Source organism: Variovorax sp. YR750 (assembly GCF_900109805.1).
In the GTDB taxonomy this organism is placed as follows: domain Bacteria; phylum Pseudomonadota; class Gammaproteobacteria; order Burkholderiales; family Burkholderiaceae_C; genus Variovorax; species Variovorax gossypii.
Genome location: NZ_FOBJ01000003.1, coordinates 172,754 through 195,990, shown reverse-complemented (window position 1 = coordinate 195,990; position 23,237 = coordinate 172,754). Strand labels below are relative to the sequence as shown.

Genomic DNA, 23,237 nt, shown 5'->3' with positions numbered 1-23,237 from the left:
CCGGTGCCGCTCACTCACTGATTGATCGAGGAATCATCCATGGAAGAACATAGACCCACGGTGCTGGTGGTCGGCGCCACCGGCCGCGTTGCCGGGCTCGTGGTGCCCGAGCTGGCCAGGCGCGGCGCCACGGTGCGCGCACTGGTGCGCGACGAGCGAGGCCGGCAAAAGGCGATCGACAACGGCGCGGCCGAGGCCGTCGTCGCGGACCTGCGCGATCCGGCGAGCCTGCGTCGCGCGGCTGAAGGCGCGGACGGCGTATTCCACATCGGCCCCGCCTTCCAGCCGGACGAGGCACGGATGGGCTGCAACCTCGTCGCCGCAGCGCAGGAGGCGGGCGTGCGCAAGTTCGTGTTCTCGTCGGTGATCCAGCCGACGCACGGCACGCTCGCGAACCATGCGAGCAAGGTGCCGGTGGAGACCGCGCTGTTCGAGTCCGAGCTCGAATACACGCTGCTGCATCCGGCCAACTTCTTCCAGAACCTGCGCGGAGCGTGGCCTGGCATCGTGCGTGACGGCGTCTTCGCCGAGCCCTATCCGGTCGACACGCGGATCGCGCGCGTGGACTACCGCGACGTCGCCGAGGTCGCGGCCATTGCGCTGACCGAAGACCGGCTCGCCTACGGCTCGTTCGAGCTGTGCGCGCCCGGGCGTTTCAACCGCCGGGAGATCGTCGCGATGGCGGGCGAGGTGCTCGGCCGGCCAGTGGCGGCGCGGGAGATCGATTTCGACGACTGGGTCGAGCTGACGCGCCCGCCCTACGACGCGCGCCAGCTGCAGCTGCTGTCCAAGGTGCACGCGCACTATGCGACGCACGGGCTGGGCGGCAACGCCCTCGTGCTGGAGGCCATCCTCGGCCGGACGCCGCGCACGCTGGCGCAATACATCGGCGAGCTGGCCGCATCATGAGCCGCAACATCGGAAAGCTGCCCGCGCGCTACGCGGCCATCGTCATGCCGCTGCTGCTGTCGATCTTCATGTCGTGCATCGTGGCCGGCATCGCCACGCTCAGGAGCATGGGCTTCGCCGAGGGGCTGCTGCGGATGTGGATGTCGGCCTGGGGCGTTTCGTGGCTGGTCGCGTTTCCGTCGCTGCTGGTGGTGCTGCCGGTCGTGCGCCGCATCGTCGCGGCGACGGTGCAGAGCCCGCCGCGTTGAGGAGACGCCGCGAGCCGTGGCGCGTCTTTCGTGCGATCGGCCCGGTCCTTCGACCGTTCAAAGTCTGGAAAGCGGAAGCTCGACGTCGGCGAGCTGCAGCGGATCGACGCCGGTGCCGCGCTCGATCAGCCGCCGCGCGAAGCGCAGGTCGCGCGCCGAGTTCGGCCCGAGCGCGGCGGCCACCTTGTCGCCGTCGAGGAAGAACATGACGAAGCTGTCGCTCTCCGGGTTGCCGCGCACCACTGTCTGGTGCCGCGGCGCCGGCATGCCGAATATCTGGAGGTTGATGCCGTACTGGTCGGACCAGAACCACGGAAGCGGCTGGTGGTTCACCTCGATGCCGAGGGCGGAGCGCGCGGCCGCGATGCCTTGCTCCTGGGCGTTCTGCCACGATTCCAGCCGCATCCGGCGCCCGGCGCGCTCGCAATGCCAGACAGCCACGTCGCCTGCTGCAAGGATGTCGGGGTCGGAAGACCGGCATCGCGAATCGACCACGATGCCGCTCTCGCACGCGAGGCCCGCTTCTCGTGCCAGCTCGTCGTTGGCGACCAGGCCGATGCCGGCGAGAACCACGTCGCAGGCAAGCGTCCGCCCATCGTTCAGCGTCGCCTTCAGGCTCTCGCCATCCGCTCCTTGCTCCAGCCGCTCGATGCCCGTGCCCAGCTCGAGGCGAACGCCGTGCGAGGCATGGAGCCGCAGCAGGTAGCCGGAGATTTCCGGCGGCACGGTGCGCTCGCACAGCCGGTCCATGGCCTCCGCAACCGTGACGTCGAGTCCTTTCCCGCGGGCGGTCGCCGCGACTTCCAGGCCGATCCACCCTCCGCCGATGACCAGCAGCCGCTTGCCGGCGACGAGCGCCGCACCCAGCGCGGCGGCATCGTCGATGCTTCGCAGCGTGAACACGCCGGGCAGGTCCGCGCCCGGAATGGCCAGCCGCCGTGCCCGGCCACCGGTGCACAGGATCAGCTTGTCGTAGCGGACGGGCTCGCCGTGGCTCAGGTGCAGCTGCTTCGTTGTCCGGTCGATGCGCGTCGCGCTCACGTCGGGGCGCCAGTCGACGTTCAGCGCATCGAAGGCTTCGGGCTTCTGCAGGCGCGTGGTCTCGGCAGGGGCCTCTCCGGCGAGCACCGACTTCGACAGAGGAGGGCGTTCGTACGGGCGATGGCTTTCGTCGCCGATCAGCACGATCCTGCCGCCGAAGCCCTCGGCGCGCAGCGTCTGCGCCGCCCATCCGCCGGCCTGGCCGGCGCCGACGATCGCGATCGTGCCGTCTTGCTTGCTCATGGCTTCTCCGCGGCAGCTCAGCCCAGCGAGAGAAACACCCGCCCGCCCTCGATCTTCACGGGGTAGGAGCGGATCGCCTCGGTCACCGGCGCGCAGGTGGACGCGCCGTTGCGCACGTCGAACCTGCCCTGGTGCAGCGGGCACTCGATCTCGTGGCCTTCGAGAAAGCCTTCGCACAGGCGGGCGTGGCCGTGCGTGCAGATGTTGTCGGTCGCGTAGATGCTGCCGTCCACGTTGTAGAGGGCCAGGTCGCGGCCTTCGACGACCAGGCCGATGACGTCGTCGGCGGGCACGTCGTCGAAATTCGCGGCATTCGTCCAGCCGGTGTTGGATCCATCGCTCATGGTTTTTCTCTTCGCTTCACAGGGGGTAGATGACGGAGTTGGGGATCATCTCGCTGTCGTAGATGACCTGGCGCGAGGCGAACTTCAGGCCCTGTTCGGTGCGCACGACGACGTCGATGTAGCGGCCCACGCTGAACACCGTCGAGAGTTCAGAGAGCTTGGTGCGGAAGACGGCGTAGTTGGCCTCCGACTCGATGCGGCCCGCCTCGACCTTCCGCACCACCGGCGAGCCCACAACGTGGCGCTGGTAGTAGGGGTCGTGGAACAGGGTCTCGCGGATGCCGTAGACGCGGTCCTTCAGCATGCCCTTGCTCTCGAACGAAAGCGTGGCGAGCGGAAAGCCTCGCTCGTGGTTCTCGCGCGGCTGCAGGCGGTAGCTGCAATCCTCGGTGAAGAACTCGGGCCAGAGCTCCCACTGGCTGGAGCTCACCGCATGGGCGTAGCTGGCGTAGAGCTGCGAGAGCTCGAAGTAGTCCTGGAAGTCCATCTCAAGCCTCCATCACCTTGCGCCAGTACTCGTACATGCCGCGGATCAGCGTCTCGGTGACCATGTGGTCCGTGTCGCCGACCTCGCGGCCGCCGAGCTCGGCCAGCGTGCGGTGGAAGGGCTTCTGCTCGAAGCCCTTCTGCGAGAGCTCGATCACCTCGCCGTCGTCGGCCGAGACGAAGCCCGCGGGGCCGAAGAGATTGGCCTGCCGCAGGCGGCGCTGCGTCATGGCCTCGGTGTCGTCCTCGAAGCCGAAGTGCGTCCACACGAAATCGAAGGCGCCGGGGCCGCTGGGCTGGATGTGGCGCGTCGAGACGCTGTTGACCTGCTGCTGCAGGATCACGCTGGGAAAGAGCGTCATCATCACCGCCGTCGGGCCGCCCCACCAGGGCTCGGGCACGATGTCGAGGAAGCGGTCGTCGTTGAGCTTCATGCTCTCCTTGAAGCTCGACACCTGGGTCACCTGGTCGGCCTTGCCGCTCGCGCCGCGCGTGGAGATCATGGCGGCGTGCCGGTGGTGTCGGTCCATCTTCAGCTCCGACTTGTTGTCCGCGCGCCAGAGCCCGAAGGTCACGAACCAGGTGTGCAGCAGGCCCGGGTGGTACGGGTCCTTGATGTTCTCCTGCATGAGCTTCCAGTTGCCCGGAATGCGCTGGCGGTTGTAGCCGAGGATGGTGAGCTTGCGACCGTTGAAGAGCCGGTCGAAGTAACCGAGGATTTCCGGCCCCATGAAGTCCTCGAGCGATTCGACCTCGGGGTCGAAAGAAGCGAAGACCACGCCGCCGCGCCTGGCCACCTTGAGCTTGTTGAGGCCATGGTCGGCGGTCTTGAAGTCGGCGGGCATGCCGCCATTGACCTTGCCGTCCTGCTTCACGCCGCGGCGGAAGGGCACGCCCTGCAGGTCGCCCGTGAGCGTGTAGTTCCACTGGTGATAGGGGCAGGTGAAGCCGCCTTCCTTGCGGTTGCCGTGCCGCTCTCGGCAGAACTGCATGCCGCGATGGGCGCACACGTTCTCGACGACGCTGATGGAGTCTTCCGCGTCGCGCACCATGATCACCGAGCGCTCGCCGACCGCGGTCCGCTTGAAGTCGCCGACCTGCGGGATCTCGGCCTCGAGACCGACGTAGCTCCAGTGGCCGCGATAGAAGAAGCGCTCCAGCTCCTGGCGGTGCTGGTCGGCCTCGGTGTAGGCCATGAAGGGAATGCGGCTGGTGCCCTGGCTTTCCCAATGGATCTTCCGGGGGAAGACCGCCGATGTGTCGTCCATGTTCTTGTCTCCTGTGCCGCCCGTGGAGGGCTGCGTCTCGTGGGTGCATCGATGATCCCCATTCGAACGCCATCGCTCAATAGAATGTGATCAATAGTTCATATTGATTTCAAGAATGTGAGACGACGCGCATGGAGCTCAAGGACATCGATCTCAACCTGCTGGTCGTCTTCCAGCAGCTGCTCGTCGACCGCAGGGTGTCCAAGGTGGCGAGCAGCCTCGGCCTTTCGCAGCCGGGCGTGAGCAACGCGCTGGCGCGCCTGCGCAAGCTCACCGACGATCCGCTCTTCCTGCGCACGCCCAACGGCATGGAGCCCACGCCCTACGCGCAGCAGCTCGCCGAGCCCACGGCGCGCGCGCTGCAGGTGATCCACGCGGCGATCAACAGCAAGGCCTCGTTCGACCCGGCCACATCGAAGCGCGCATTCACCGTCGGCATGACGGACATCGGCGAGATCTACTTCCTGCCCAGGCTGATGAAGGAGATCGCGAGGGTCGCGCCCAACGTCTCGCTGAGCACCGTGCGCAACACCGCGGTCAACCTGCAGGACGAGATGGAGGCGGGCCACGTCAACCTGGCGATCGGGCTGCTGCCGCAGCTGAAGGCGGGGTACTTCCAGCGCAGGCTGTTCAAGCAGGACTATGTGTGCGTGTTCAGACGAGGCCATCCGCTCGACAGGAAGAGGGGGCGGGTCTCGCTCGAGGAGTTCTCGGCCGCCGAGCATGTGGTGGTGATCTCGGCGGGCACCGGCCACGGCAACGCGGACGAGTTCCTCGACCGCAAGAAGATCGTGCGCAAGGTGGTGCTGACGGTGCCGCATTACGTGGCGGTCGGTCACATCCTGCACGACTCGGACCTCGTCGCGACCGTACCCGAGAAGCTCGCGCAGGCATTGGCCGGGCCCTTCGATCTTTCCTACGTCCGCCATCCCGCGAAGCTGCCCGAGATCGCGATCAACCTGTTCTGGCACGGGCGCTTCCACAAGGATCCGGCGATCAGCTGGCTGCGCTCGCTGATCGTGGGGCTGCACGGCGAAGGCGCCTCGGGCTAGGCAGGGCCGCCAGCTCGGGGGCGTTCGCCCGGCCGATGAGTTGAAGGTTTTCACAGGCGTCTTCGAATGCCTTGCCATTCCGCCCAGGCAGCCCTGCTTCATAGACTGGCTCGCATCGTTCAGAGAGAAAGTCCAGCGAATGGGAAATCCAGTCTTCATCGTGCCGGGGCACGGCAACTCGGGCGCTGCGCACTGGCAGAGCATCTGGCAGTCGACCCGTCCTGAATGGCGCCGGCTGCAGGTCGACGACTGGGAGCTTGCGGTCTGCGACGAATGGGTCTCGGCGCTGGACCGGCAGGCAGGCGCGATGGGCAGCGACCTGGTGGTCGTTGCGCACAGCCTGGGCTGCCTGGCCGTCGCGCACTGGGCCGTGCGGTGTTCGCCGCGGATCCGCGGCGCCTTGCTCGTCGCCGTTCCCGACCCTCGGGCCGCTGCCTATCCCGCGGAGACTTCGCTGGGGTTCGAGCCGCTGCCGTCCGCACGGCTGCCGTTTCCGAGCATCGTGGTCGCCAGCAGCGACGACCCGTACGGCAGCGCGGCCTACGCCAGGGAGCGCGCAAACGCTTGGGGCAGCGAATTCGTCGAGGTGGGTGCGCGCGGGCACATCAACGGCGCGAGCGGACTTGGCGACTGGCCGGAGGGCTACAGGCTCTTGCTGCGGTTGCTCTGAGCCGCCGGCCGGCTAGAGCTGGTCCGTCGGCACGAACCACGAGAACAGCAGCAACTGCAGCCGCGTCAGCATGCTCGAATCGGGTTCGCTGTCTAGCACTTCGTTGTTGACGTCACCGGTGCCCACCCATTGCACGTTCTGGCCGTCGGGCTTGAGCGTGACGCGGTAGACGCCTTCGATGTCGTCGAGCTGGTAGGCGAAGAGCAGCGCCTGCGTCAGGTCGAAGCTGCGCACCTGCACGCCGAACTCGGTGTTCAGCCGCGCGGAGCGCGGGTCGAGGTTCATCGAGCCGAGCAGCACCCATTGCCGGTCGACCAGCGCCAGCTTGGCGTGCAGGCGGCCGCGCGCCTTCTTGAGCAGGGTGCGGAACTGGTCGCTGCGCTTGAGCTGCTGCGTGCTCACTTCGTACAGGTTCACGCCCAGCTTGAGCATGTCGACGCGGTAGCGGTTGTAGTTGATGTTGACCAGCGGCTCGTCGCTGTCGGCCAGCGAGTTGGTGATGACGGTGATGTTCACGCCGTGCTCGCGGCCCATCCGGATGCGCTCCATGCCTTCGTCGCCGGGAATGAAGTAGGGCGAGATCACCACCACGTTCGACTGCGCGGTGGCCAGCATCTGGTGGAAGCGCTGCGCCAGCGACGGGACGGGGTGCGTCATCACGCCCAATGCCTTGTTGGGGCTGTCGGCGGAGGCATGGGCCTCGGCGCGCATCCACTTGGCTTCGTCGATGTCGGCGAGCTGGGTGGCCAGGGGCGGGTCGCCGAGCAGGTCGGTGACGGGCAGCGGGTCGGGCGCGGGCGCGTGGGCGGGGGAGGTCGCTTCCTCGAAGTCGTCCTTCAGCGCCTGCGGCGAGCGGCTGGTGCTGGCCACCCGCTGCAGGGGGTAGACCACGTCGCTGTTCCAGTAGGTGTCGAAGATGGCGGCGGACTCGGGCACCACCGGGCCGGCCAGCAGCAGCTCGAAGTCGATGAAGTTCGCGCTTTCGCTGCGCAGGAAGTATTCGTCCGCGAGGTTGCGGCCGCCCGCAATGGCCATGGCGCCGTCGGCCACGAACAGCTTGTTGTGCATGCGGTGGTTGAGGCGCCGGAAGTCGGAGAAGAACTCCAGCCATCGGCCCGAGGAGTGGTCGCGCGCATTCACGAAGGGGTTGAAGAGCCGCACCTCGGCGTTGGGCTCTGCGGCCAGGCCGAGCAGCAGGCGGTCCATGCCGGCCGTGTAGAAGTCGTCGAGCAGCAGCCGCACGCGCACGCCGCGGCGGGCGGCGTTGCGCATCTCGCGCAGTAGCAGGCGGCCGGTCTTGTCGTTGCCCAGCTGGTAGGTCTGGATGTCCAGCGACGACCTGGCGCGCCGCATCAGCTCCAGCCGGGCGTCGAGCGCGAAGGAGGCCTCGATCAGCGGCCGCATGCTGGTCAGGCCATCGGGCGGGGAGTTGAGGCTGATGGCCGCACGGCCGAGCTCGGTGGCCGGCGAGCCCGCGATGGCCAGGGTGGGCGGTTCGGGCGTTCGCGGCGGAAGGCCGGCGCAGCCGGTGAGCGCAGCGGCAGCCAGGAGGGCCATCAGCCGCAGAGCCGGACCGCGCAGCGCGGGAAACAGGAAGGCAATGAGCTTGAGCATGAGGGCTGCCAACGCAGGGGGAGCGTGCGGGCGGCATCGTAGCCGGTTCACCTCGGGCGCGAAGACGCAATTTCGCAACGCAACGCCCTTCGGCGAGGGCGGTGATTCGCGGAAGCGGAAATTTGTCACGCCTAAAATGCGAATCGTTCTTATTAATTTCAATGGAGTGGAGCGGGATGAAGAGTTTGGTGGCGCGGCGCAAGGCTGCATCGGTACTGGCGGGATGCCTGGCGATCTACACGCAGCATCAGGTGCTGGCCCAGACGACGAATGCAGTCTCGCTGCCGGAAGTGCGGGTCGACGCGAATGCCGAGGCCGAGACGGCCACCACGCCGGTGATCGGCTACCGCGCGAAGAACGCGGTCACTGCCACCAAGACCGACACGCCGCTGTCCGAGACGCCCCAGGCCGTGACCGTCATCACGCGCGACCAGATGGTCGACCAGGGCGCCACCAATCTGCAGGACGCGCTCAACTACGCGGCCGGCGTGCGCTCCGATGCTTACGGGCTCGACTCCCGCACCGACTCCGTGCGGATACGAGGCGCCACCCCCGACGTCTACCTCGACGGCCTGCGCCAGGCCTATGGCTACTACACCAGCACCACCCGCACCGAGCCCTACACGCTCGAGCGCCTCGAGGTGCTGCGCGGCCCCTCGGGCATGCTGTTCGGTGCCGGCACTGCCGCCGGCGTGGTCAACATGGTCAGCAAGCGGCCGCTGCAGGAGGCCCAGCGCGAGGTGGGCGTGCAGTTCGGCAGCTTCGGCCGCAAGCAGATCCAGGCCGACCTCACCGGCCCGCTCAATGCCGATGGTTCCCTGTCGTACCGACTGATCGCCTTGCAGCGCAAGTCCGACACGCAGGTCGACTACGTCCCCGACGACCGCAGCGTGATCGCGCCTTCGCTGACCTGGCGACCCAACGCCATGACCTCGCTGACGCTTCAGGGTCTGTGGCAGAAGGACAAGAGCGGCAGCAGCTCGCAGTTCCTGCCGTGGCAGGGCACCCTGCTGCCGAACCCGAACGGGCGCCTGCCGAGCAGCCGCTTCATCGGCGAGCCGGGTGACTACTACGACAGCGAGCGCAAGACCTTCGGCTGGCAGTTCGAGCACAAGTTCAACGACAGCTGGACCTTCCGCCAGAACTTCCGCTACGCGCGCAACGAAAACGACAACCGCTATCACTATGGCGCCGCGTTCTCGGGGGCCGAGAGCTGGGACGCCACCGACCCGATCTTCAAGCGCGTGCTGGGCCGCTACTACGACAGCTCGCTCACGCGCAACCGCACGCAGACGCTCGACAACCACGTCGAGGGTCACTTCCAGACCGGAGCCCTCAAGCACACGCTGCTCGTGGGGGCGGATTTCGCGCGCCAGCGCGAGAACGTCTGGGTCGGCACCACCTACGACACCATCGACGTCTACGCGCCGGTCTACGGCCATCTCGACGAGCCGGTGCGCGACGCGCGGCCGCGCACTCGCCAACGCCAGACGGGCGTGTATCTGCAGGACCAGATCAAGCTCTACAACTGGATCTTCGTGGCGGGCCTGCGGCACGACAGGGCCGTCTCCAGCGCCGCGGGCAGCGAGTCGGACACGAGCAGCGCCACCACCAAGCGGTTCGGCGTGATGTACGCCTCGCCTTCGGGCTGGTCGCCGTACGTGAGCTACAGCGAGTCGTTCACGCCGCAGTCCGCGCGTGAAGGCCGCATCTTCAAGCCGCTGCGCGGCGAGCAATGGGAAGTGGGCGTGAAGTACGAGCCCAAGGACCGTGCCGTGGCATTCAGCGCCGCCGTGTACGACCTGCGCGAGAAGAACCAGATCGCCGAACCGCAGCCCAAGGTGTTCACGCAGCTCGGCCAGACCAAGACCCGCGGCGTCGAGCTGGAGGCCAAGGGCTCGATCGGCCCGAACCTCGACCTCGTCGCCCACTACAACTACACCGACGCCGACGCGCTGATCGAGGGGCTGCCCAAGCATCAGGCGAGCGTCTGGGCCAAGTACAAGTTCTCGATCGGCGGCGTGAACGGCTTCTCGGCCGGGGCCGGCGTGCGCATGATGAGTTCGTTCCGCGACATGCAGTCGGGCGTGGGCCCGCGCATTCCGGGCGTCGCGCTGGCCGACCTCGTGTTCGCCTACGAGACCGCCGCCTGGCGCTATGCGCTCAACATCAACAACGTGACGGACAAGGTCTACTTCAGCACCTGCCTGTCGCGCGGCGACTGCTGGTACGGCGCGCGCCGCAACATCGTCGCCAGCGCGACCTACCGTTTCTAGAATCTTTTCCTTCGATAGAGCAGCCACGACATGAACAGCCGAAAGATCAAGACCTGGGCCTGGGTGCACAAGTGGAGCAGCCTAGTGTGCACGGTGTTCATGCTGCTGCTGTGCATCACCGGCCTGCCGCTGATCTTCCATCACGAGATCGGCCATCTGCTGGGCACCGAGGTCGAGGCGCCGAAGATGCCGGCGGACACGCCGCGCGTCAGCCTCGACCGCGTGCTGGAAGTGGCGAAGGCCAAGCATCCCGACCGGGTTGTGCAGTTCGCCTCGCAGCCCGAGGACGACGACGGCCTCTGGTTCGTCACGCTCACGCCCACGCCGGAGCCCACGGACGACTTCAAGTCGGTCGCGGTCGACGCGCGCACGGGCGCGGTGCTCGCGCAGCCGAAGTTCGACGAGGGCTTCATGTACGTGATGTTCAAGCTCCACGTCGATCTCTTCGCGGGGCTGCCGGGCAAGCTCTTCCTCGGCTTCATGGGCCTGCTGCTGCTGGTGGCCGTCGTTTCGGGCGTGGTGCTGTATTCGCCCTTCATGCGCAAGCTCGACTTCGGCACGGTGCGGCGCGAGAAGCGGCCACGCCTGAAGTGGCTCGACCTGCACAACCTGCTGGGCATCGTCACGCTGGTGTGGGTGTTCGTGGTGGGGGCCACCGGCATGATCAACACGTGGGCCGACCTGGTCATCAAGTACTGGCAATACGATCAGCTCAGTGCGCTGCTGACGCCGTACAAGAACGAGCCCGTCGTCGCGGTGAACGAGCGCGCCTCCGTGCAGCGTTCGATGGATGTTGCGCTGCAGGCCGCGCCCGGCATGAAGCTGTCTTTCATCGCGTTCCCGGGCACCTCGTTCTCGAGTCCGCACCACACCACCTTCTTCCTGCGCGGCAACGAGCCCTTCACGTCGAAGCTCCTGCAGCCGGTGCTGGTCGACGCCAAGACGGCCGAGGTGACCGCTTCGCCCAAGCTGCCCTGGTACCTCTGGGCGCTGCTGGTGTCGCAGCCGCTGCACTTCGGCGACTACGGCGGCATGCCGATGCAGATCATCTGGGCGCTGCTCGACATTGCGACCATCATCGTGCTGGGCAGCGGCCTGTATCTCTGGCTCAAGCGGGGCAACACCGTGCCGGCTGCCTCGAAGAAGACAGAGGAGCATGAGGTGCCGAAGCACGCCCCCGTCGGCGGCACCGCCCAACCTGAGCCGGCACCGGCCATGAAGGTGCAGGCATGAAGCAGCACCAGCATCACCATCAAGGCTTCTGGCGCATGTGGGGCTGGCCGATCGTGCTGGGCGTGCTCACGACCTTCGGCCTGATCTCCGCGCTCTTCAGCGACGGCGGGCTGGGCGACATCCTGGCCTGGATCGCGCTCGGCATTCCGTGCGTGGTGTGCGTCTGGTACGGCTGGTGGAGGAAGCCGGCCGACAGCAAGGCCTAGCGAGCTCCGGCGAATCGTAGTTTTCCCTGAGAGTCGCGCCACCGCGACACGCCCGGCCGGAGTGCCGAAGCAGAATCTGCGCGATGAACCTCGCGCCTGCTGCTTCCGCCGCCGTCGGCTTCCTGTCGCTGTTCGTCGCTCCGATGGCTGCACGAGCCCAGCAGGAGCCGGCCGGCAGCCTGCGCGAGATCACCGTTTCCACGCCGCGAGGAGAGGTGACGCCTTTCAACGTACCCGGCTCGGTGGATCGTGTGGACGGCAACGAAATGCGCGACAGCCGCCTGCAGGTCAATCTCTCGGAAGGCCTCGGCGCGGTGCCGGGGCTGCAGGTGCAGAACCGGCTGAACTACGCGCAGGACCTGCAGCTGTCCATTCGCGGCTTCGGTGCGCGCTCCACCTTCGGCGTGCGCGGCGTGCGGCTCTACGTCGACGGCATTCCCGCGACATTGCCCGACGGGCAGGGCCAGACCTCCAACATCGACATCGGCTCGCTCGACCGCATCGAGGTGCTGCGCGGACCGTTCTCCGCGCTCTACGGCAATTCATCCGGCGGCGTGGTGCAGGCCTTCACCGCCTCGGGCGAAGGCCCGCCCCGGCTGTCGTATTCGCTCGCGGGCGGCAGCTTCGGAACCTGGCGGCAGTCGCTGCAGGTCAGCGGATCGCAGGGGGCTGTCGACTACCTGCTCGACGCGAGCCGTTTCCATACCGACGGCTGGCGCGAGCACAGCGCCGCGAAGCGCGACATCGCCAACGGCAAGCTCGGCATCGCGCTGGACAACGGCGACAGGCTCACGCTGGTCTTCAACAGCGTGCGCATCGACGCGCAGGACCCGCTGGGCCTCACCGCCGACCAGTACGCGCTGGCGCCGCGCAATGCGCCGCTGGCCACGCAGTACGACACCCGCAAGACGGTCGAGCAGACGCAGGTCGGCCTGCTCTATGAACACCGCATCGATGCCACGCAGGGGCTGCGCCTCATGGTCTACGGCGGCCAGCGCAAGACCACGCAGTTCCAGTCGATTCCGCCCTCGGCGCAGCAGAACCCGCTGCACGCGGGTGGGGTGATCGACCTGTCGAGGCAGTACGGCGGCGTGGACCTGCGCTGGAACGGCGCGTTCACGCTGGCCGGCAGGCCCCTCGAGGTGGTGGCGGGCCTGGGCTACGACAGCCTGCGAGAAAAACGCCGCGGCTACGAGAACTACCTGGGCCCGGTCTCCGCCCCGGTGCTCGGCGTGCAGGGGCGGCTGCGGCGCAACGAGCTCAACGAGGCCTGGAACCTCGACCCCTACGCGCAGGCCACCTGGCGCCTTGCCGAGCGCTGGACGCTGGAGGCCGGCGTGCGCCGCAGCAGCGTGCACTTCAATTCGCAGGACCGCTACATCGTCGGGACCAACCGCGACGACAGCGGCAGCGCGCGTTACAGCAAGACCCTGCCGGTAGCCTCGCTGCGCTACCAGGCCACGCCGGACCTGGCGCTGTACGGCTCCATCGGGCGCGGTTTCGAGACGCCGACGCTGAACGAGCTCTCCTACCGGGCCAATGGCGCGAGCGGACTCAACTTCGCGCTGCGGCCTTCGGTGAACGACAGTGTCGAGGTCGGTGCCAAGGCGCGGCTCGCCGGCGGCCTGCTCACGGCGGCGCTGTTCCAGACCCGCACGCGCGACGAGATCGTCACCGACACCAACGTGGGCGGCCGCGCCACGTTCCAGAACGCCGGCCGCACGAAGCGCAACGGCTTCGAGCTGGGCTGGCAGCACGAAACCGCGAACCACTGGCGCACCCAGCTGGCCTACACCTGGCTGGACGCGACCTACCGCGATGCCTTCTGCTCGCCGTCCCCGTGCGCGGCGGCGAACAGGGTGGCCGCGGGCAACCGCATTCCGGGCATCGCGCGGCAATCGCTGTTCGCGTCGTTGGGGTGGGTGCCGCCCGAGGGCTGGCGTGCCGGCATCGAGATGCGCGCGCTGGGCCGCATCCAGGCCAACGACGTCAACACCGCGAGCGCGCCGGGCTATGCCGTCGCGGCGGTGTATGCGGGCTACCTGAAGAAATGGGAGCGCTGGGAGTTCAATGCCTTCGCGCGTGTCGACAACCTGTTCGACCGGCGCTACGTGGGCTCGGTGATCGTCAACGAAGGCAATGCGCGCTATTACGAGCCCGCGCCGGGCCGCAACTGGACGGTGGGGCTGAGCGGCACTTACCGCTTCTGAAGCCCCACCATCTTTTCCTGCTTGCTTACTTGAGGCCGGCTGCTGCGCGCAGTGCGGGAGCCTGCGTGGTCGCTTCCCAGGTGAACTCGGGCTCCTCGCGGCCGAAGTGGCCGTAGGCGGCGGTCTTCTGGTAGATCGGGCGCAGCAGGTCGAGCATCTGGATGATGCCCTTCGGACGCAGGTCGAAGTGCTCGCGCACCAGTTCGGCGATCTTCTCGTCGGGGATCACGCCGGTGCCTTCCGTGTACACCGTGATGTTCATCGGCTGGGCCACGCCGATGGCGTACGCCACTTGGATCTGGCACTGGCGCGCCAGGCCGGCGGCCACGATGTTCTTGGCCACGTAGCGCGCGGCGTAGGCTGCCGAGCGGTCGACCTTCGACGGGTCCTTGCCCGAGAACGCGCCGCCGCCGTGCGGGCAGGCGCCGCCGTAGGTGTCGACGATGATCTTGCGGCCGGTGAGGCCGCAGTCGCCCTGCGGGCCGCCGATGACGAAGCGGCCGGTCGGGTTGATCAGGTAGCGCGTTTCCTTGAGCCACTCCTTGGGCAGCACCGGCTTGATGATCTCCTCGATGATGGCTTCGTTGAACGAAGCCTTCATCTTGGTGGGCGTCTCGCTCTGGTCGGGGCTGTGCTGGGTGGAGAGCACCACGGTGTCGATGCTGTGGGGCTTGCCGTCCACGTAGCGCATCGTGACCTGGCTCTTGGCGTCGGGGCGCAGGAAGGGCAGGCGGCCGTCCTTGCGCAGCTGCGCCTGGCGCTCGACGAGGCGGTGCGCGTAGTAGATCGGCGCGGGCATCAGCTCGGGCGTTTCGTCGCAGGCGTAGCCGAACATCAGGCCCTGGTCGCCGGCGCCGGTGTTCAGGTGGTCGTCCGATGCGTGGTCGACGCCCTGGGCGATGTCGTTGGACTGCTTGTCGTAGCAGACCATCACGGCGCAACCCTTGTAGTCGATGCCGTACTCGGTGTTGTCGTAGCCGATGCGCTTGATGGTGTCGCGCGCGACCTGGATGTAGTCGACGTGCGCGTTGGTGGTGATTTCGCCGGCCAGCACCACGAGGCCGGTGTTGGTCAGCGTCTCGGCGGCCACGCGGCTACGGGGGTCCTGCTCGAAGATCGCGTCCAGGATGGCGTCCGAGATCTGGTCTGCGACCTTGTCGGGATGGCCTTCGGAGACGGATTCGGACGTGAAGAGGAAGTCGTTCGCCATTTGTTCAAAACTCCTTGATTTGACTTGGCGCGTTGCCAACTCTGCGGAGCTCTGGCGAACGCTTTAGCAGATGTCGATTTCTCGACCCGGCACAATCGCACTGCTGCGCTTGTGTTTGTCGCCCTGCAAGTTGTTCCGTAACTCGGCGACAATTTGCATTCTATTCGAGCCGCGCAATACCATGCGCGCGCGTCCGTTTTTTGACCCCCTCCCGTATTCGATGATCACCCTGTTCCGCCTGCTCGCCCGCGTGCCGATGCCGCTGATGCATCGGCTCGGTGCATTGCTGGGCTGGCTGGTCTGGTGGAGCGCGCCCGGCTATCGCCGCCGCTTCAAGGCCAACGCCGAGAGCGCGGGCTTCGGCCCCGACCAATACCGTCCCGCCATCGCCGCCGCCGGCAAGATGGCTTCCGAGCTCCCCTGGCTCTGGCTGCGCCCGCAGGGCCAGACCGTGCTGAACCGCGTGGTGCGCTGGGAGGGCGTCGAGGCCTTCGAGGCGGCCATGCAGGCGAAGAAGGGCGTGATCCTGGTCGCGCCGCACCTCGGCAGCTGGGAGATGTGCGGCCAGGCCATCGGCGAGCGCTTTCTGTCCACCTACGGGCCCATCACCGCGCTGTTCCGTCCGGCGCGCAAGAAATGGATGGCCGACCTGATCGCCGCCGGTTCGCGCGACCGGCCCGGCCTGCAGACGCTGCCTACCAACAACACCGGCGTGCGCGGCCTGATCCGCACGCTGCGCAACGGCGGCTACACCGGCATCCTGCCCGACCAGGTGCCGCCGCTGGGGCAGGGCGTTTGGGCGCCTTTCCTGGGCCGCCCGGCCTACACCATGACCCTGCTTCCCCGCCTTGCGCAACAGACCGGCGCGGCCTGCTTTCTCAGCGTGTGCGAACGCTTGCCGAATGCGGCCGGCTACGTGATCCGCTTCGAGCCCATCGTCGGTACGGCGCTGACCGACCCTTCCGCGTCCATCGAGGACGCCGCCGCCGCCATGAACGACGGCATCGGCCGGCTGATCCACAGCCTGCCGGGCCAGTACGTGTGGGACTACGCCCGCTACAAGGAGCCGCGCGCCGAGCGCGTGGTCGCCGCGGCAGGGGAAGCCGCATGAGCCTCGGATCCCGACTCGGCATCGGCTTCATGCGAGTGATCGCGCCGCTGCCGCTGCCAGTGGTGCGCGGTTTCGGTGCGTTCCTCGGCCGCATCCTGCACACCATCGCAGTGCCGCGGCGGCGCGTGGTCGACACCAATCTGGCAGTCTGCTTTCCGGAGAAATCGGAAGCCGAGCGCCGTGCGATCGCGCGCGAGAGCTTCGTCTACGTGGCGCAATCGTGGCTGGACCGTGGCTGGCTCTGGCACGCGCCCGAGAAGACGGTGGCTAGCCGGCTCAAGATCGTCGGCGCGGCTGCGGAGATCGACGAGATCGCCCACGGCGACGAGCCCATGATTCTTTTCGCGCCGCATTTCTACGGCCTCGATGCGGCTGCGACTGCGCTCACGATGCACACCGCGCGCCCCTCGGCCACCATCTACACGACCCAGCGCGACCCGATGATCGACGCCTGGATCCGCGAGGGCCGCACCCGCTTCGGCGACGTGGCGGCGCTCAACCGGGTGGACGGCATCAAGCCGGTGCTGCAGGGCCTGCGCAAGGGCGGCCTGCTGTACCTGCTGCCCGACATGGACTTCGGCCGCGACCAGACCATCTTCGTGCCGTTCTACGGCGTGCAGGCGGCCACGGTGCCATCGCTGTCGCGCTTCGCACGGCTGGGCAAGGCCAAGGTGGTGCCGGTGGTGGCGAAGCTCACGAGCGAAGGCTACGAGATCGAAATCCTGCCGACCTGGCAGAACTTTCCGACCGACGACGTCGAGGCCGACACGGCGCTCATGAACGAGCGGCTGCAGGGCTACATCGACACGATGCCGTCCCAGTACTACTGGGTGCATCGCCGCTTCAAGACTCGCCCCGAGGGCGAGCCGCCCATCTACTGATTCGATTTCGGCAGCGTGCCCTCAGGGGTTGCGCTGCAGGAAACCCTCGATCTCGCGCGCGACCAGCTGCGGCTGCTCGTGCACGATCCAGTGGGTCGCGTTCGGGACCTTCTTCAGCTCGAGCTTCGGCACATAGTCTTCCAGTCCCTCGAGCAGGCCCGGCAGCAGGGCCGCGTCGTCGAGCGCCCAGAAAACGAAGGTCGGCACTTCCACCACCAGCCGTTCGCGCGGCAGCACGGGAATGCCGTCGATGGTCTGGCCCGGCAGCGGCGGCTTCATCGGCGTCACGCGGTAGAGATTGCAGGCGCCGGTGAGGCCCGCGCTCCAGACCTCGCGGTACTTCTGCTTCACTTCCTCGGTGAGCCAGCCGAAGCCGTCGGGGCCGGCCTTCATCAGCAGGAAGAAGGGCCACATGCGCTTGAAGTCGTCGGCCGCGAGCAGCGCTTCCGCGTCGGGGCGCGCGAGGAAGTTCATGTAGGCGCTGGCCTGCTGCTGCGCCGGACTGTTGCGCAGTTCCCGGGTGAAGGTGCCCGGGTGCGGCGAATTGATGATGACCAGCCTGCCGACCTGCTGCGGGAAGGCATTCGCATAGCCCCAGCCGAAGGCGCCGCCCCAGTCGTGGGCGACCAGCGCGGCCATGGTGCCGTCGGCGCTCTCGGTGGCGGCGAGCTGCTGGATGTCCTGGATCAGCAGGTGCGCCTTGTAGGCCGCCACGTCGGTCGGCGAGCTGGATTTCTCGAAGCCGCGCAGGTTGGGCGCCACGCAGCGGTAGCCGCCGTGGGCCGGGTCGGAGAAGTACTCGAGCAGTTCGTCCCAGATGAACGCGGCCTCGGGGAACCCGTGGAGGAACACCATCAGCGGCCGGCCCGGCTGGCCGGCGGCGCGGCAACTCAGGGTGGTGCCGTTGGGCAGGCTGCGTTGGAATGTCTCGATCATGCTTCTTGTCTCCTTCGGGTTGACTGTGTCGCTATTGTTTTGATAGTGAACTTCGCAGATGGGACGGTCGGTACAGCCTGCTCCTGTGTCAGGCGTCTTCCTGTGGCGGTGGCTCGGGTTCGGCGGCTGGCGCGTCGGCGCCTTCGGGGTGCACCCAGCGCCACAGCAGCTCCGCGGCCTCTCCCACGCCCTGCTTCTTGAGGGCCGAGAACAGTTTCACCTCGCCGCCGCCGGCCTGCAGTCGCGTAATGGACAGCACCTTGGCGCCCTCGCTGCGGGTGAGCTTGTCGGCCTTGGTCAGCAGCACGAGGAATTTCAGGCCCTGTTGCACGCGCGGACGGATCACGTCGAGCAGGATCTCGTCGAGCTCGGTCATTCCGTGGCGCGGATCACACATGAGGACCACGCCGCGCAGGTTTTCGCGCGTCATCAGGTAGTTGCCCATCACCCGCTGCCAGCGCAGCTTGGCCTCGCGCGGCACGGCCGCATAGCCGTAGCCGGGCAGGTCGGCGAGCACCGCGTCATCGACCTTCTGCTTGCCGACGCCGAACAGGTTGATGTGCTGCGTGCGGCCCGGCGTCTTGGAGGCGAAGGCCAGGCGCGTCTGTTGCGTCAGGGTGTTGATGGCGGTCGACTTGCCCGCGTTGGAGCGGCCGACGAATGCGATCTCGGGCAGGCCCAGGGGAGGCAGGTGCTCCAGCTGGGGGGCGCTGGTGAGGAAGTGGGCGGTGTGCAGCCAGCCCAGCGCCGCGCGTTCGCGCTCGGCGACCTGGGGGGCCGCGGCGGGAGCCGCGCGGGGAGGATAGGCTGCGGGCTTGGCGCGCGGGGAGGGCATCTACGGACTTTCGAAACAGGGCCCACATTGTAGAATCGTGAGGTTTTGCGCCATAAATTCGAAGCCCCCGATATGAAGTTGTTTGCCAATATTGTGCTTGCGGCCCTCGTGGGCATCGCATCCAGCGTGAGTTTTGCAGCCGATGAACACGCGGCCAATCCGAGTGCGGCGGCCGCCGCAGCGGCAAAACCGGCCAAGCCGGACCCCGCCAAGGGGGACACGCTGTTCAACGCAACGCCGGCAAACAGCCAGAGCTGCGCTTCCTGCCACAACGCCGACGGCAACTCCGCCATCGCCGCCAACCCGAAGCTGGCGCAGCAACATCCCGAATACATCCTCAAGCAGCTGCAGGACTTCAAGTCCGGCGCGCGCAAGAGCGCGATCATGAAGCCGCTGGCCTCGGCGCTGTCGGAAGAAGACATGCGCAACATCGCCTGGTTCGTGGGTTCGAAGAAGGTCAAGCCGGGCTTCTCGAAGGACAAGGACACCATCGCGCTGGGCGAGAAGATCTACCGCGGCGGCATCGGCGATCGCCAGATCCCGGCCTGCGCCGGCTGCCACAGCCCCAACGGTGCCGGCATCCCGGCCCAGTACCCGCGCCTGGGCGGCCAGAACGCCGACTACACGGTGGCCCAGCTCACCGCCTTCCGCGACAACGTCCGCCTGAACAGCCTGCCCATGACCGGCGTCGCCGCCAAGCTCAACGACAGGGAAATCAAGGCGGTCGCCGACTACATTGCCGGTTTGCGTTGATGATGGCGCTCCCTGGAGCGTGACCAGCCGCCGATAACAACCCAGACAAAGGGCGGGCCGATCCAGCAGGATGGCCCGCCCTTTTTTGTTTTTCTCCTTCTCTTCCTTTTCTACTTTCGCCCGATGTCCGTCTCCACCCATGGCCTTCGCGTTCATCGCGGCCCGCAGGTGCTTCGCGCCGCGGTGGAGCTGCTGTCGTCGATGCGTTTCGCGATCGCGCTGCTCACCATCATCTGCATCGCGTCGATCATCGGCACGGTGCTCAAGCAGCACGAGCCGATCAACAACTACATCAACCAGTTCGGGCCGTTCTGGGCCGAACTGTTCCGCGCGGCGCGGCTCGACTCGATCTACAGCGCCTGGTGGTTCCTGCTGATCCTGCTGTTCCTGGTGGTCAGCACCACGCTGTGCATCGTGCGCAACACGCCGCGCATCGTGGTCGACCTCAAGACCTTCAAGGAAAACATCCGCGTCCAGAGCCTGAAGGCCTTCGGCCAGCGTGCGGAAAACACGCTCGGCGAAGCGCCCGAGGCCGCGGCAAACCGCATCGGGCAGCTGCTCGTGAGCGGCGGGTGGAAGGTCAAGCTGCAGCGGCGCGAGGCCGGCGCCGACGGCAAGAGTGCCGAGGGCTGGATGGTCGCGGCGCGCGCCGGCGGCGCCCACAAGCTGGGCTACATCGCGGCTCACGGCGCCATCGTGCTGGTGTGCCTCGGCGGCCTGCTCGACGGCGACCTCGTGGTGCGCGCCCAGACCTGGTTCAACGGCAAGAGCGTATTCACCGGCGGCGGCATGATCGCCGACGTGCCGCCGCAGCACCGCCTGTCGGCCAGCAACCCGACCTTCCGCGGCAACATCCTCGTGCCCGAGGGCGGGCAGGGCAGCGTGGCCATCCTCAACCAGTCCGACGGCGTGCTGCTGCAGGAACTGCCGTTCTCCATCGAGCTGAAGAAGTTCATCGTCGACTACTACTCGACCGGCATGCCCAAGCTGTTCGCGAGCGAGGTGGTGCTGCACGACCGCGAGACCGGCGAGCAGGTGCCCGCGCGCATTGAGGTCAACCACCCGGCCAGCTACAAGGGCGTGGAAATCTACCAGTCGAGCTTCGACGACGGCGGCTCCAGGGTGAAGCTCAAGGCGGTGCCGATGACTGCCGCGGCCAAGTCTTTCGAGGTGGAAGGCGTCATCGGCGGCCCGAGCACCGAGATCACCAACGGCAAGGACAAGCTCACGCTCGAGTACGCCGCGCTGCGCGTGATCAACGTCGAGAACTTCGCCGACGCGAACGCCATGGGCAGCGGTGCCGACGTGCGCAAGGTCGACCTGCGCCACGGTATCGAATCGCGCCTGGGTGCCGCCAACAAGACCAACAAGCCGAAGGTGCTGCGCAACATCGGCCCGAGCATCGGCTACAAGCTGCGCGACGCCGCTGGCCAGGCGCGCGAATACCAGAACTACATGGTGCCGGTCGACACCGGCGACGGCCAGCCGGTGTTCCTGCTGGGCATGCGCGAGAAGCCCGACGAGCCGTTCCGCTACCTGCGCGTGCCGGCCGACGAGCAGGGCTCCATGGACGGCTTCGTGCGCATGCGCGCGGCGCTTGCCGACCCGGCCACGCGCGAGCGCGCCGTCGAGCGCTACATCGCCAAGGCCACCGATCCCAAGCGCCCCGAGATGGCGGAGCAGCTGCGCGTGTCCGCCACGCGCGCGCTGGCCCTGTTCGCCGGCACCGAGCGCGCCAAGGCCGATGCCACCACCGTGGGCGGCTGGCAGGCCATTGCCGAGTTCATGGAAGTCAACGTGCCCGAGGCGGAGCGCGAGCGCGCCGGCGGGGTGCTGGTGCGCATCCTCAACGACGTGCTGTTCGAGGTGTTCAACCTGAGCCGCGAGGGCGCCGGCCTTGCCGCGCTGGCCAACGACGAGAAATCGCAGGCCTATCTGACGCAGGCCGTGCTGGCCATCAGCGACGCCCATTTCTACCCGGCCCCGGTCGCGATGATGATGACCGACTTCACCCAGGTGCAGGCCAGCGTGTTCCAGGTGGCGCGTGCCCCTGGCAAGAACATCGTCTACCTGGGCTGCCTGTTGCTGATCGTCGGCATTTTTGCCATGCTGTACGTGCGCGAGCGCCGCCTGTGGGTGTGGCTGACGCCCGGCGGCACGGCTGCTTCTGAAGGCGATGCAGCCGGTACGGCCGCCACGATGGCGTTCTCGGTCAATCGCAAGACCATCGACAGCGACCGCGAATTCGAGCATCTCAAACGCAAGCTGCTCGCCCTGAACAAAGAAGACCACGGGACAACATGAACACCACGACCCTCACGCTCAATGAAAGCTGGCTCTCGCGCCGCAACCTGTTCGACTGGGTGTTTGCGGCGCTGGTGGTGGCCGGCGGCCTGTTCGCCTTCGCGCGCCACGCGGGGTCGATGGACTATTACGAGAAGCCGATCCTCGTGGCCGCGATGGTCTCGCTGATCGGCATCTGCTGGTTCTGGCGGCCGCTGCGCGTGCTGGCCATCGTGGTTGCTGCCGCCTCGCTGCTGGCCATCGCGTCGTACCAGGGCGACCTGGCTCGCGCCGACAGCGTGTTCTGGCTCAAGTACTTCCTCTCGAGCCAGTCGGCCATCCTCTGGATGAGCGTGCTGTTCTTCATGAGCACGCTGTTCTACTGGCTCGGCTTCTTCGGCGGCAGGCAGTCGGATACTTTCGACACCATCGGTTCCCGCCTCGCGTGGGCGGCGGTGACGATGGCGCTGATCGGCACCATGGTGCGCTGGTACGAAAGCCACCAGCTCGGCCCGGACATCGGCCACATCCCGGTGAGCAACCTGTACGAAGTGTTCGTGCTGTTCTGCTGGCTGACGGCGGCCTTCTATCTGTACTTCGAGGAGCGCTACAACACGCGCGCGCTCGGCGCCTTCGTGATGCTGGTGGTCAGCGCGGCGGTGGGCTTTTTGCTCTGGTACACGATCGTGCGCGAGGCGCACGAGATCCAGCCGCTGGTTCCTGCGCTGCAGAGCTGGTGGATGAAGCTGCACGTGCCCGCCAACTTCATCGGCTACGGCACCTTCGCGCTGGCGGCCATGGTCGCCTTCGCCTACCTCATCAAGGAGCAGGCCAACGAGACGCGCTGGTACAAGCTCACCCCGATCTGGCTGCTGGGCGTGGCGCTGTGCTTCGTGCCGGTGGCGTTCCGCCAGCGCGTGCAGGAAGCCGGCGGCAGCTACTGGGTGATCTACGCGGGCATTTCCGCGCTGATCGCCGCGGGCATCCTGCTCGGGCGCAAGCGCATCGCGGCGCGCCTGCCGGCCAACGAAGTGCTCGACGACGTCATGTACAAGTCGATCACCGTCGGCTTCGCCTTCTTCACCATCGCCACCGTGCTGGGCGCCCTGTGGGCGGCCGACGCCTGGGGCGGCTACTGGAGCTGGGACCCGAAGGAAACCTGGGCGCTGATCGTCTGGCTCAACTACGCGGCCTGGCTGCACATGCGGCTGGTGAAGGGGCTGCGCGGCACCGTGGCGGCCTGGTGGGCGCTGGGCGGGCTGGCTGTCACCACTTTCGCCTTCCTCGGCGTGAACATGTTCCTGAGCGGGTTGCACAGCTACGGCACCCTGTAACTGCAAGCCTGCGGGCTTTCGCGAAGAATTATTGAAACCGCGCGCTTCGGCGGCGCGTAACCAGATCAGGGTCGGCCACGAACTACCCTGAGCA

General features: G+C 67.3%; 21 protein-coding genes. 13 read left to right on the top strand and 8 right to left on the bottom strand.

Going from position 1 to position 23,237, the window contains the following annotated elements:
• Positions 1 to 39 precede the first annotated feature (39 nt).
• Positions 40 to 909: an NmrA/HSCARG family protein gene (locus tag BMY35_RS07405; RefSeq protein WP_093196457.1), complete on the top strand. Its 870-nt coding sequence runs from the start codon at positions 40 to 42 to the stop codon at positions 907 to 909.
• Positions 906 to 1,157 (top strand): DUF2798 domain-containing protein, encoded by a 252-nt coding sequence (locus tag BMY35_RS07400; protein ID WP_093196455.1) that lies wholly within the window; start codon positions 906 to 908, stop codon positions 1,155 to 1,157. Before BMY35_RS07405 ends, BMY35_RS07400 begins: the two co-directional genes overlap by 4 nt.
• A gap of 57 nt (positions 1,158 to 1,214) precedes the next feature.
• On the opposite strand, the gene BMY35_RS07395 is transcribed toward BMY35_RS07400, so the two are convergent.
• From BMY35_RS07395 to BMY35_RS07380, 4 genes are read right to left on the bottom strand one after another with little or no spacing between them, the layout of a single operon-like run.
• A complete protein-coding gene (locus tag BMY35_RS07395; RefSeq protein WP_093196454.1) occupies positions 1,215 to 2,441 on the bottom strand; it encodes an NAD(P)/FAD-dependent oxidoreductase in 1,227 nt (408 codons plus the stop codon).
• Positions 2,442 to 2,458: 17 nt separating this feature from the next.
• Complete coding sequence (locus BMY35_RS07390; RefSeq protein ID WP_093196452.1) at positions 2,459 to 2,785, bottom strand: non-heme iron oxygenase ferredoxin subunit; 327 nt, start codon at positions 2,783 to 2,785, stop codon at positions 2,459 to 2,461.
• A gap of 16 nt (positions 2,786 to 2,801) precedes the next feature.
• Positions 2,802 to 3,272, bottom strand: a complete 471-nt coding sequence (locus BMY35_RS07385; protein WP_093196450.1) for an aromatic-ring-hydroxylating dioxygenase subunit beta — start codon at positions 3,270 to 3,272, stop codon at positions 2,802 to 2,804.
• A 1-nt stretch (position 3,273) separates the two neighbouring features.
• A complete protein-coding gene (locus BMY35_RS07380) occupies positions 3,274 to 4,539 on the bottom strand; it encodes an aromatic ring-hydroxylating dioxygenase subunit alpha (RefSeq protein ID WP_093196448.1) in 1,266 nt (421 codons plus the stop codon).
• A 131-nt stretch (positions 4,540 to 4,670) separates the two neighbouring features.
• Between BMY35_RS07380 and BMY35_RS07375 the strand changes: the two genes are divergently transcribed.
• Together BMY35_RS07375 and BMY35_RS07370 are read left to right on the top strand one after the other, a co-directional pair.
• Positions 4,671 to 5,591 (top strand): LysR family transcriptional regulator, encoded by a 921-nt coding sequence (locus tag BMY35_RS07375; protein ID WP_093196446.1) that lies wholly within the window; start codon positions 4,671 to 4,673, stop codon positions 5,589 to 5,591.
• A 139-nt stretch (positions 5,592 to 5,730) separates the two neighbouring features.
• Positions 5,731 to 6,261 carry an RBBP9/YdeN family alpha/beta hydrolase gene (locus BMY35_RS07370; protein ID WP_093196444.1) on the top strand — a complete coding sequence of 177 codons (531 nt, stop codon included), beginning with the start codon at positions 5,731 to 5,733 and terminating at the stop codon, positions 6,259 to 6,261.
• 12 nt (positions 6,262 to 6,273) lie between these two features.
• On the opposite strand, the gene BMY35_RS07365 is transcribed toward BMY35_RS07370, so the two are convergent.
• A complete protein-coding gene (locus BMY35_RS07365; RefSeq protein ID WP_093196443.1) occupies positions 6,274 to 7,875 on the bottom strand; it encodes a phospholipase D family protein in 1,602 nt (533 codons plus the stop codon).
• Between the two features lie 176 nt (positions 7,876 to 8,051).
• Here BMY35_RS07365 and BMY35_RS07360 point away from each other — a divergent pair, with 176 nt between their 5' ends.
• The 4 genes from BMY35_RS07360 to BMY35_RS07345 all read left to right on the top strand — a co-directional run bounded on the left by BMY35_RS07360 (position 8,052) and on the right by BMY35_RS07345 (position 13,800).
• Positions 8,052 to 10,151, top strand: a complete 2,100-nt coding sequence (locus tag BMY35_RS07360) for a TonB-dependent siderophore receptor (protein WP_093196441.1) — start codon at positions 8,052 to 8,054, stop codon at positions 10,149 to 10,151.
• Positions 10,152 to 10,181: 30 nt separating this feature from the next.
• Positions 10,182 to 11,384: a PepSY-associated TM helix domain-containing protein gene (locus BMY35_RS07355; RefSeq protein WP_093196440.1), complete on the top strand. Its 1,203-nt coding sequence runs from the start codon at positions 10,182 to 10,184 to the stop codon at positions 11,382 to 11,384.
• The gene (locus BMY35_RS07350) at positions 11,381 to 11,590 is read left to right on the top strand and encodes a hypothetical protein (RefSeq protein WP_093196438.1); all 210 of its coding nucleotides are present in this window, start codon (positions 11,381 to 11,383) and stop codon (positions 11,588 to 11,590) included. The genes BMY35_RS07355 and BMY35_RS07350 overlap by 4 nt, the downstream gene beginning before the upstream one ends.
• Positions 11,591 to 11,673: 83 nt before the next feature.
• Positions 11,674 to 13,800, top strand: a complete 2,127-nt coding sequence (locus tag BMY35_RS07345; RefSeq protein ID WP_093196436.1) for a TonB-dependent receptor — start codon at positions 11,674 to 11,676, stop codon at positions 13,798 to 13,800.
• Positions 13,801 to 13,825: 25 nt separating this feature from the next.
• Here BMY35_RS07345 and metK read toward each other — a convergent pair whose 3' ends face one another.
• Complete coding sequence (gene metK, locus BMY35_RS07340; RefSeq protein ID WP_093196434.1) at positions 13,826 to 15,010, bottom strand: methionine adenosyltransferase; 1,185 nt, start codon at positions 15,008 to 15,010, stop codon at positions 13,826 to 13,828.
• Positions 15,011 to 15,230: 220 nt separating this feature from the next.
• Between metK and BMY35_RS07335 the strand changes: the two genes are divergently transcribed.
• Positions 15,231 to 16,121: a lysophospholipid acyltransferase family protein gene (locus tag BMY35_RS07335; RefSeq protein WP_093196432.1), complete on the top strand. Its 891-nt coding sequence runs from the start codon at positions 15,231 to 15,233 to the stop codon at positions 16,119 to 16,121.
• Complete coding sequence (locus BMY35_RS07330; protein ID WP_093196430.1) at positions 16,118 to 17,002, top strand: LpxL/LpxP family acyltransferase; 885 nt, start codon at positions 16,118 to 16,120, stop codon at positions 17,000 to 17,002. The genes BMY35_RS07335 and BMY35_RS07330 overlap by 4 nt, the downstream gene beginning before the upstream one ends.
• 21 nt (positions 17,003 to 17,023) lie before the next feature.
• Here BMY35_RS07330 and BMY35_RS07325 read toward each other — a convergent pair whose 3' ends face one another.
• Complete coding sequence (locus BMY35_RS07325) at positions 17,024 to 17,938, bottom strand: alpha/beta fold hydrolase (protein WP_093196428.1); 915 nt, start codon at positions 17,936 to 17,938, stop codon at positions 17,024 to 17,026.
• A gap of 88 nt (positions 17,939 to 18,026) precedes the next feature.
• Positions 18,027 to 18,773 (bottom strand): ribosome biogenesis GTP-binding protein YihA/YsxC, encoded by a 747-nt coding sequence (yihA, locus tag BMY35_RS07320; protein ID WP_093196426.1) that lies wholly within the window; start codon positions 18,771 to 18,773, stop codon positions 18,027 to 18,029.
• Between the two features lie 72 nt (positions 18,774 to 18,845).
• Here yihA and BMY35_RS07315 point away from each other — a divergent pair, with 72 nt between their 5' ends.
• From BMY35_RS07315 to ccsB, 3 genes are all read left to right on the top strand, one after another.
• The gene (locus BMY35_RS07315; RefSeq protein ID WP_093196424.1) at positions 18,846 to 19,526 is read left to right on the top strand and encodes a c-type cytochrome; all 681 of its coding nucleotides are present in this window, start codon (positions 18,846 to 18,848) and stop codon (positions 19,524 to 19,526) included.
• Positions 19,527 to 19,649: 123 nt separating this feature from the next.
• Positions 19,650 to 21,830, top strand: coding sequence for a cytochrome c biogenesis protein ResB (locus BMY35_RS07310; protein WP_093196422.1), 2,181 nt, complete (start codon positions 19,650 to 19,652; stop codon positions 21,828 to 21,830).
• Positions 21,827 to 23,143 carry a c-type cytochrome biogenesis protein CcsB gene (gene ccsB / locus BMY35_RS07305; RefSeq protein ID WP_093196420.1) on the top strand — a complete coding sequence of 439 codons (1,317 nt, stop codon included), beginning with the start codon at positions 21,827 to 21,829 and terminating at the stop codon, positions 23,141 to 23,143. Before BMY35_RS07310 ends, ccsB begins: the two co-directional genes overlap by 4 nt.
• Positions 23,144 to 23,237: the final 94 nt, after the last annotated feature.